Below are 8,793 nucleotides of genomic sequence, written 5' to 3'. Positions count from 1 at the left end.
ATGCGCATGTCTCGTCTCGTCAGGTGGTTGGGCGCGGCGGGAAATGTTGACCGCGAGTGGCTGATCGCGCGGTTTGAAGCCCACATGCTCCATCGCCGATCGTTCGACACGCCAGGGATTCCGGAAAACGTTGTCCGCAAACGCGAACGCCCCCACTCGAGGTCCAGCGGGGGCGCTTTCGTCGTGTCCGGGCTACGGCCGAGGCTCTGGCGGCGTGTACCTGGCGACCACCTCGAGGGGTTCAGTGGTGTGCTTCTTGGCGATTCGCATCGCCTCGACGGCACGCGGGCATGGGGGGTGGCAGTTGCGGTGGAGCTGCAAGATGCCGGTCGCCTGCTCGACGTCGAAGATGAAGGCTGAGCTGGTGCAGCCATCCCCACACCAGCTCACCTCGGTCTCGGCGGCCTTCACCGGAATGCCTTCGGCTCGGCCTGCGGCGGCAGAGGCGTGTACATCAGCGCACTCCGCAGGCGCAGGCACAGCGGCTCGTGGTTATGGTGCCTTCGGACCTCGGCCAGCGCCCGCTCTGCGGAAGTGCCGGGCAGCAACTTTTTGCCGCAGGATTCCCAGATCATGCGAGCCTCGCCGAGACGGTGCCGAGCCCGTGCGGGTCTGCGACGAGCGCAGGGGAGTATTCGGCGAGCTTGCGGGCTCCCAGCCAGCGAGGGCAGCGGGGTAAGCAGCGGTCGTTGATCCAACTCATCGGATGCTCCACTGGCCGGGGCGGACCTGACCGCTCTCGAAAAGCAGCTCTTGCGCAGCGGCTTTCGCTTCGCAGTCGTCGGTGCAGTTGTCCAGCGCCCGCAGGACGTAGAACGCATCCTCGGGGGTGTAGCCGTCGTGCGGAACGGAGTGGCACACGGCTCGCGGCAGCGAAAGCTGCTCTCGCGCTGGGAGTTCCCGGGCGGTGGTGGTCTGAGCCGGTATCGAGGTGCGTTTGCCGTCGAGCGCGAGCGCTCTGCGCAGGCGCGGCATGTAGTAGGGCGCGAACTGGGCCGCGATTCCGGCCGCGAGAACGACGACGGCGGCGGTTACCAGGATGATCGAAGTAGCGGGCATTGGGCGATACCCCTTGGTCACAGTGTTCCGTTGGTTAGGTGCACCCGGTGCCGGGGTGGTTCCGGCCACCGGGTGGGATAGGTGGCGGAGCCGGTTGAGCCATGTTCGGGGCAGGGCATCGACCCGACGCCGGGTACTGTGACCACGCTAAATTCGCGAACTACACCCAACAGGTACGGTCCGTACCCCATGCTTTCCAGTTACGCTTGAAACTGGATCGAGTGGTGGGAGGCCCGCAGTGGTGTACAGCCAAGACCAAGACGCGCCAATCGGAGAGCGGATCCGACGGCAGCGTGAACGGGTCGGGATGTCGCGCCCGGTACTCGCAGGCTTGGTAGGCAAGTCCGCTGAGTGGTTGAAGGCGGTGGAGAATGGCCGCCTCCAGACTCCTCGCTTGCCGATGTTGCTGCGGATCGCACGAGCCCTCGAACTTCAGGACCTTGCCGAATTGACTGGGAATGAGCACGCGGTGCCCGTTGAGGTGTTCGCTGGCGAGCGGCACACGGCGTTGACCGCGGTACAGGCGGCGCTCACAGACTTCCGTCTCGCTGTCCCTGACCGGACGGCGAGTATCGATCATCTCGCCGCCCGGCTGCGTCAGGCGTGGACAGTGCGCCACGGTAGCCCTGATCATCGGACACAGCTCGGGGCCGTGTTGCCGAGCTTGATCCGAGACGCCCAAACCGCCGCGCGAACGCAGCGGGACGATCGGCGCGCTGCGCGCCGAGTACTGGCTGGTGTCTATCAACTGGCAGATTTCTACGTCGCCTATCAGCCTGCGCCGGAGCTGGTTTGGTTGGTGGCAGACCGAGCGCTCAACGAAGGCTATGAAGCCGATGATCCGTACGTGATCGCATGCAGCGCGTGGGGAATGATCCAGGCGCTGAGGGACTCCGGCCGCTGGGAAGAGGCGATTGCGTTGGCACGCACGTCGATCGAGCGCCTGCAGCCCTTTCTCGAACTTGATACGACGTCGGATGAATGGCGGGGGATCGCGGGTGCGCTGGAGGCTGAGATTGCCTATGTCCACGCTCGTCGCGGTCGACATGGCGAGGCATGGGCGTGGTGGGAGCGCGCCGACAATGTTGCGAAGAACCTCGGCCCCGGGTACCGCCATGTGCAGACGTCATTCTCGATGCCGGTAATGTCCGCTCATGCAACAACCTTGGGTGTGGAGCTTCGCCGGTCGAGCGAGGCGTTGAAGGCATCGAAGGGGTTTGATGCCGAGCAGATCGTCTCGCTGCCGCGGCGGAGTCGGCATTTCATTGAGGTTGCCCGCGCGCATTTCCTGAAGGACGAGTCCATCGCTGCACTGGCGTTGCTGGTGAAGTCCGAAAGCACAGCGCCGGAGACCATCAGGTACAACGGGTTCGCGAGGGACATGCTGTACCAGATGACAAAGCAGCCACCGTCGGGCATGCGCCAAGACGTACGAGATCTGTGTCGCAAGGTCGGTCTTGCGAGTTAGCTCACCAGGGCGCGCACGCGCTGTATGACCGCATCGGGATCCTCGCCAGGCGCGAACTGGAGAGCGGGCTCGTCCAGTAGACGCAGAACGGCCGCGACCTCTCCAACCGTTGGGAAGGGAACCAGGTCATCGGCGATCACTCGGAAGACAGCTTCAGGGCGCGCCGGTGTTCCTTGCTTGATGGCGGCCACAACGGCGGCGAGCAGTTTCGCGATGTCGTAATCCACGTCCCGGCCTCCCGATAAGCCAGAATACCCGCGGTCTGGCGCAGGCGGGCGCGTCCCATGAAAGGGGACCGCTACTCGTCGCCGAGAGGCGGCGCCGGACTACTTCCGGAAGAGTCGCGGCGAAGATCGCCATTCGGACGTGTCGACGGCCGACCAGGAGCGTTGCGCCAGCGATTCGCTGTGCTCGCTGTTTACGCGAATATCACGGACTGATCGCGATGGACGGCCGTTGGCAATACCTCGCCCGTCGCTTGCCGTTCGGTGGGTTGGCCTCTGATATTGATGCCCGTCCGCTGGCCGCCGAGGTGCTGGAAGCCTTGCGGGGACCCGGAGTTGGAGCCCTCTCAAGTGCATCGAGGTGCCCGACAGGCCCTCTCGCTAGTCACCGACGAATGGTCGGCATACGCAGAGCTTGTCGCGCGGTCGATGCTGGTGATATGAACATGACCAGCCGTGTTGCTATACCTGCCTTGCCTCCCGGATTTCTGACCTTTTGGCAGCCGTTTCCCGCAGAAGAAGGTCCTGGAGGCGAGCGGCTTCGCGCGGAATGTACTGCCTGGGCACAGAGATTCAACATCGGAGGCAATGCTGAGCAGGCAATGGTCTACGGCGCTGTCGCGGCGGCGCTGGTTACCCATGTGCTACCGCACACGCCCAGCCCGATCAAACGACCGCTGGCCGACTATCTCGGGTGGGGCTGGTTCGCCAACGACCTCGCGATGCCGACCACTCCGAATGTTTCGTTGGCCGACTGCGTTCGAGCGATGAGCCGCTTCGCGCGCATGACCCACTCGCCGCGTGTATGGCAGGACGACGGGAACCCTGCTGAAGCCCCATTTCAGGAAGTGCTGCCCCGGTTGCGCGCCGCACTGAGTGACGCCCAGTTCCACCTGCTTATGCGCACGCTCGAAAGCTGGCTGTTCAACATGCTTTGGGAGACCGCACTGCGCGACCGCGGCACGCCCCCTGGCGTCAACGAGTATCTGGCCATGAGGTACGGGTCCGGCGGGCTGGACGTCATGGTTCCTCTGGTCTGCATTGCGGAAGAAGTCGAACCCTACTTGGCCACTTTCGGTTCCCCGCTGGTGGTCGCCGCCTCCGAGGCGGGGTTCCTGACCGCCGCGATCGACAACGACCGATACTCCTACTTCAAAGAGGTGGCGCTCGGACAGCGAAAGTACAACCTGGCGAAGGCTTTGCAGGCAGACGATCCCGACCTGGGCTTCGAGGAAGCCTGGCGGCAGGCCATCGTGATGCGTGACCAACTTCTGGCGCTGTACCTTCGTCTGCGCGACAAGGCGCTGGCCACAGCCGGTCCCGCGATGCACGGCTATTTTTCCGGCGTCGACCGGTCCATCGCCGGAAATATGCCGTTCTGCATCACGGCGCTGCGCTACCTCGATGCGAAGGCTGCCAACACCGTTCGCGTCACAGCTGACCGTCCGGCCCACGCGGTCTCGGACCGTGTTCCCCCATATCCCACAGTGACCCAGTGGGCAGACCTGCTATAACTTCGCCGCCACGGTCCTCACCATCGGCCGGCTCGGTTGAGGGCAATCCCATTGTCACGCAGGCGAAGAGCTCCGCATCGGTTATCCGCAAACGGTTCGTCACCAACTCCACCGCCATGTGTACGACTTCTCGCAGCGTAGGGGCGACGACCTGGGAATGCTCTAGGTGCTTCGACTTGTGTTCGATGCGGACGTGACAGCGCCACCCGCCGCTGGCCGGATACGGTGCTGGTCTGCTCACCACGATCGATGCTCGTGTGTGGGTGCTGAGGAGTTCGCCGGTGAGGAGGGGAGTTGCGGTGGTCGCGTCTTGTGAGCTCATCGCGCGAGATTTCGTTCACCACAACCGGAATGGATATTCTTGTTTGTCACCAGGGTCTCCCAAAAACTGCGGTCCCGAGGGAATGAGCGGTGGCTGATACGCCACGAATCACACGTGAGCGCAATGTTCCAGCAATTTTTACCCTGTCTGTTCGGGGACTAAACCCCACAGCTCGCGCTACATGAGGGTTCGCGGTAGTCCGGAATGACACGAACCCTGATGTCATCGCAGTTGCCCAAAATGGTGCAGCCTGCTGGAAACCGTTGGCGAACAATCACATACAGGCGATGACTCCGTCCCATCACGATGGACCGCTATTGGCGGCGGGTCTCGAAACGTGCGTCGGGGGTTGTGAGGTGATCCCACCAGCTGCGGATTACCGCATTGGGCAGGGGGCCTGTAAAGGGGGCTGGTGGATTGGCGGTGACGGCCATCGGGGGCTGGCTGCCGTAGCGCGGATTGCCAGCGTGCCAGTGGATCACATTGGTGATCATGTTGCCTGTGTCCTCGAGGAATCGGGACAGCGCTGGTCCGGCTGACACGGCGAGCTGGTTGCGTAGCCGGAGGTAGAGGTCCATGACGCGGTTCCAGGTGGTGATGGCCTCGACCGTAGCCTCGGTGAGGCTGTAACCGTGGTGATCCATCAAAGCGGTGACGAGACTGTTCTGCCCACCGCCTTGCTGGCGGTCCTTGTCCGCAGAGAAGAAATCGTTTACCCACGTCAACAGGAGCCCGGTGATCTCACGCAAAGTGCGTGCCGCAGGTTGCGCGTACTCGTTGCCGGGGATTTCCAGATCGTTGTAGACCTCCAGGGCGGAGAGGAACGCATTGAAGCCTGTCGACCACGCACGTATGACCGGATGGACGGTTGGGCTGATGGGGCTGCCCGCGATGCGATAGCTGGCTTCCCACGGGATTCCCTGGTGGTAGGTGCGGTATCCGGTAACGATTCGGTCGTACTGGATATCGGTGGCATAGCGGCGGAAACCACGGATCAGCTCGGCGAAATGTTCGGTGAACGGCAGATCGGTCAGAGGCGGAGCCCCCGGGTTCTCCAGCATCTGCTGCATTATGGCGCACGTCTCGATGATTTCGTCAAGGGAGGTGCGGGTTTCGAACCAGTCGTCCATCGCGAAGGCATACAGGAACCACTTGCCGCCCAGTTCCAGTCGTTCATCGATACCGTGTGGGCTGCAACAGGCCACATACGCGGCACTGTGGGAGTTCAGCAGTCGGGTGCGACTGTCGTCGTCTTCGGGTATCGGACAGGTGCTCATCCACAGCCGGGCACGCTCGTCTATGTCCAAAGCACGGGGGTGCACTACGGGGGCGATAGGGCAATACAGAGGTGGCAGGGCAATCATGATTCTCCTCGGGTGGCAGGCGAGCTGGATGGGCTGGAACGATGCCGCTTAATGAGGAGCGGGAGATCGTCACATGTCTCCAGGGGTGGGATGGCGATCTCAAGGTCGTGTGACGGTCGTCTGTTTGGTCGTGCTGCGGGGATTCGGTCAATGATCAGCGTCAGCAGTGCGGTGAGCGTGGCGGCACAATCGGGGTCGGGCATGGCGGTGTTTAGACACGTTGTGGCCAAGTGGAGTTCGTGTTCGATTTCGTGTAGCGCCAAGGTCCTGGCGCCCGTTTGCTCGATGGGGCGGACGGCCTGAGTGATCTGTTCGTCGGTGAAAGCTTCGGCGATGGGCTGGTAGAGGCGGGTCAACCGGGCTCCGGGCTCGGTGCCGGAGGTGAGGGCGGCTACCACGGGCAGCGACATCTTGCAGCGGCGGATGTCCGAACCTGTTGGTTTACCGGTGATCTCGGGGTCTCCCCAGTTGTCGAGCAGGTCATCGACGAGCTGCAATGCCATAACCAAATGCATACCGAACTCCTCCAGGCCGCGTTCCACGTCGGCGCCGCCACAGACGGCGCCCAGGGTGCAGGCGCATTCGGTCAGGGCCGCGGTCTTGGCGCGGGTCATGGCCAGACGCTGTGACAGCGTCACCTCACGGCTGGTTTCGAAGGTGACATCGGCACGGTACATCGTCGGACTGGACCACATCATCAGCGGCAATTTGGGCTTTGCCGCCGCGGCCGTTCGCTACCTTTCCCCGGAGGCAGCTCAGGCGATCACGCGCGTGGACAAGCCCAGCGACCGGGGACGGGAACCATTGCCGTACCCGATCATCGCATGGTGGGATCAGCTCGACGATGGCCGCCGGTCCGGTTGATACCCCGACCATCGTGGTGTCGACGGTCTGTTCAATGACGTAGGACCTCGAGCTGACTTCGCCACATCTGTCGAACCGTGTCACGGAGATTGTCGGGGGCTGCGAACCACATCGGCTGGGTTACCGGCATTCCATCATGACCGTCTCGTTCGACACTCGAGATTTCCAACTCGAAGCGCTCCAGATTCTCGGTGGACGCGGGTGGTAGTGGGCGAGGACGAGCCTTGATGTGGAATGTATCCGGGGGGCGCGCGCACGTTATGAGCGTCGGATTGCCCCTGTAGAGGTTTGCCGTGGTCCTGCTGTCCGGCCACACCACAATTCGCAGATGCCGATCATCGACCAGCAGTATTTCGCCGATGCTGAGCAGGCATGGGCGCGGGGTGTAGTCCTGGTCGGCGGTGACCACGATGAAGCACTGACCTTCGGCGCGCTCGCGCTCCGCGGCGCCGAATAGCTCCATGAGCTCGGCAGGAAGATGATCTGAGATGAATGTGGATATAGTCGATACCTCGTATGGTGTCTGGCAGATCAGGGTTCATCGGTCAAACGGTTTGACCGTTTTCCCGGCCCGACTTCGGCAGGGTCGAATTGTGCAAACTCGGATCGACCCGCCAGCGGCGCGTCAGCTGATTGTCGATCCGGAATTGATCCAAGACGCGGGCGACGATGTGCAGCACGATTTCGTCGACCGACTCCGGGTGGTTGTAGAACGCAGGCGTCGGAGGGACGATCGACACACCCACCTCACTTAGAGCCAGCATGTTGCGCAGATGAATTGTGCTCAGTGGAGTCTCTCTGGGCACGAGCACGAGCTTGCGTTGCTCTTTCAGCGTGACATCGGCCGCACGGTGTATCAGATTGTCGGCCAGTCCATTGGCGAGAGGGGCCAACGTGTTCATGCTGCACGGAATGATCACCATGCCGTCCGCCGGGTATGACCCGCTCGAAACCGGAGCGGCTTGATTGCCCTTCTGGTAGTAGGTATGGGCCAGCGCGCACACATCGGCCACGCTGTAGTCCGTTTCGATCCTGATGGTGCGCTCCGCCCACTCACTCATCACCAGATGCGATTCCACCCCCAGATCGCGCAGTGCCTCGAGAAAGCGGATGCCCAGGATGGCTCCGGTCGCGCCGGTGATGCCGACCACGAGGCGAGTCGGCCTATCGTGTCCCGCGCTGGGATGTCCGTCGCGAGTCGTCATGTCTGAGCGGCCAATTCGACAATTCCGACGGTGGCGCCGTGCGGGTCGCCCAGCAGTGCCGTCCGCTGACCGTGCACCGTGGACTCGGGGCGCACGAGTACCCCGCCGAGTTCGACAGCGCGGGCGATTGTTATCGCAACGTCGGTGACACCGAGGTATACGAGCCATCGATTCCGATCGCGAGCCGACTCCGTCGTCCGCGGGGATATGACAAGTTGGAGGCCATTGGTATCGACAGTGCCGAATCCGGACGTATCGCCGGCGCTGTGGTGGGCGAACTCCAGCCCAAAAATTGTCGAGTAGAAGATTTTGGACTTCTCGATATCAGGGGTTATGAGTTCGGCCATGCATATCGTGCCGGGCTCACCGATCACGTGGGTGCCGGGCACCGGGCCGCCCCGCCACAGATCGAATACCGCTCCGAATGGATCGGCAGCGAACGCGATGCGACCGAATTCCCCGATGTTGCGCGGAGCCATGGCCACATTTCCGCCGCACTCCACAATAATCTTGCAGACATGGTCCGGATCGTCGACCGCAAGATAGGGGCCCCACCCGGTGGGAACCTTGTCCGCGCGTGTGACGGTATGTGCCAATCCTGCGCAATCCATACCGCCGATGGTGGCGATGTAGTGCGGACCTACTACCCCGGGAGTGTACTCCCAGCCGAACAACTGCGCATAGAAGTCGCAATCTCCGGCCAAGTCTGCGCATACCAGCTCGGGGTGGACCAGGTCACCCTGGCGATGAATAGTCGATACCGCGGGCATGTG

At 62.7% G+C, this 8,793-nt stretch carries 10 protein-coding genes; 3 read left to right on the top strand and 7 right to left on the bottom strand.

The window, feature by feature from the left end:
- Positions 1–407 precede the first annotated feature (407 nt).
- Both ACIG5A_RS07285 and ACIG5A_RS07280 read right to left on the bottom strand, forming a co-directional pair.
- Positions 408–575, bottom strand: coding sequence for a hypothetical protein (locus ACIG5A_RS07285; RefSeq protein WP_397238711.1), 168 nt, complete (start codon positions 573–575; stop codon positions 408–410).
- Positions 576–699: 124 nt separating this feature from the next.
- Positions 700–1,059 (bottom strand): hypothetical protein, encoded by a 360-nt coding sequence (locus tag ACIG5A_RS07280; protein WP_397238709.1) that lies wholly within the window; start codon positions 1,057–1,059, stop codon positions 700–702.
- Between the two features lie 238 nt (positions 1,060–1,297).
- Between ACIG5A_RS07280 and ACIG5A_RS07275 the strand changes: the two genes are divergently transcribed.
- Positions 1,298–2,527, top strand: a complete 1,230-nt coding sequence (locus tag ACIG5A_RS07275) for a multiprotein-bridging factor 1 family protein (RefSeq protein WP_397238707.1) — start codon at positions 1,298–1,300, stop codon at positions 2,525–2,527.
- On the opposite strand, the gene ACIG5A_RS07270 is transcribed toward ACIG5A_RS07275, so the two are convergent.
- Complete coding sequence (locus tag ACIG5A_RS07270; protein ID WP_397238705.1) at positions 2,524–2,754, bottom strand: hypothetical protein; 231 nt, start codon at positions 2,752–2,754, stop codon at positions 2,524–2,526. The genes ACIG5A_RS07275 and ACIG5A_RS07270 overlap by 4 nt on opposite strands.
- A 437-nt stretch (positions 2,755–3,191) precedes the next feature.
- On the opposite strand from ACIG5A_RS07270, the gene ACIG5A_RS07265 reads away from it, so the two are divergent.
- Positions 3,192–4,265, top strand: a complete 1,074-nt coding sequence (locus ACIG5A_RS07265; protein ID WP_397238703.1) for a hypothetical protein — start codon at positions 3,192–3,194, stop codon at positions 4,263–4,265.
- A gap of 636 nt (positions 4,266–4,901) precedes the next feature.
- Here ACIG5A_RS07265 and ACIG5A_RS07260 read toward each other — a convergent pair.
- On the bottom strand, positions 4,902–5,894 hold the full coding sequence (locus ACIG5A_RS07260; RefSeq protein ID WP_397238701.1) for a hypothetical protein: 993 nt from the start codon (positions 5,892–5,894) through the stop codon (positions 4,902–4,904).
- Between the two features lie 53 nt (positions 5,895–5,947).
- Positions 5,948–6,649 (bottom strand): polyprenyl synthetase family protein, encoded by a 702-nt coding sequence (locus ACIG5A_RS07255; protein WP_397238699.1) that lies wholly within the window; start codon positions 6,647–6,649, stop codon positions 5,948–5,950.
- 494 nt (positions 6,650–7,143) lie between these two features.
- Here ACIG5A_RS07255 and ACIG5A_RS07250 point away from each other — a divergent pair, with 494 nt between their 5' ends.
- Positions 7,144–7,272 (top strand): hypothetical protein, encoded by a 129-nt coding sequence (locus ACIG5A_RS07250; protein ID WP_397238697.1) that lies wholly within the window; start codon positions 7,144–7,146, stop codon positions 7,270–7,272.
- An 88-nt stretch (positions 7,273–7,360) separates the two neighbouring features.
- On the opposite strand, the gene ACIG5A_RS07245 is transcribed toward ACIG5A_RS07250, so the two are convergent.
- Complete coding sequence (locus ACIG5A_RS07245; protein ID WP_397238695.1) at positions 7,361–8,020, bottom strand: UbiX family flavin prenyltransferase; 660 nt, start codon at positions 8,018–8,020, stop codon at positions 7,361–7,363.
- Positions 8,017–8,790: a VOC family protein gene (locus ACIG5A_RS07240; RefSeq protein ID WP_397238693.1), complete on the bottom strand. Its 774-nt coding sequence runs from the start codon at positions 8,788–8,790 to the stop codon at positions 8,017–8,019. Before ACIG5A_RS07240 ends, ACIG5A_RS07245 begins: the two co-directional genes overlap by 4 nt.
- Positions 8,791–8,793: the final 3 nt, after the last annotated feature.

The sequence above is a fragment of the Nocardia sp. NPDC052566 genome, assembly GCF_044547285.1.
Taxonomy (GTDB): Bacteria; Actinomycetota; Actinomycetes; order Mycobacteriales; family Mycobacteriaceae; genus Nocardia.
The sequence above is the reverse complement of the archived record's forward strand: the minus strand, read 5'-3'. Positions and strand labels throughout refer to the sequence as shown.

Bases quoted from the DNA above. Each gene is read 5' to 3' on its own strand.
- ACIG5A_RS07255 (WP_397238699.1), bottom strand. From the start codon at position 6,649: ATGATGTGGTCCAGTCCGACGATGTACCGTGCCGATGTCACCTTCGAA.
- ACIG5A_RS07285 (WP_397238711.1), bottom strand. From the start codon at position 575: ATGATCTGGGAATCCTGCGGCAAAAAGTTGCTGCCCGGCACTTCCGCA.
- ACIG5A_RS07250 (WP_397238697.1), top strand. From the start codon at position 7,144: ATGCCGATCATCGACCAGCAGTATTTCGCCGATGCTGAGCAGGCATGG.
- ACIG5A_RS07245 (WP_397238695.1), bottom strand. From the start codon at position 8,020: ATGACGACTCGCGACGGACATCCCAGCGCGGGACACGATAGGCCGACT.
- ACIG5A_RS07280 (WP_397238709.1), bottom strand. From the start codon at position 1,059: ATGCCCGCTACTTCGATCATCCTGGTAACCGCCGCCGTCGTCGTTCTC.
- ACIG5A_RS07240 (WP_397238693.1), bottom strand. From the start codon at position 8,790: ATGCCCGCGGTATCGACTATTCATCGCCAGGGTGACCTGGTCCACCCC.
- ACIG5A_RS07265 (WP_397238703.1), top strand. From the start codon at position 3,192: ATGAACATGACCAGCCGTGTTGCTATACCTGCCTTGCCTCCCGGATTT.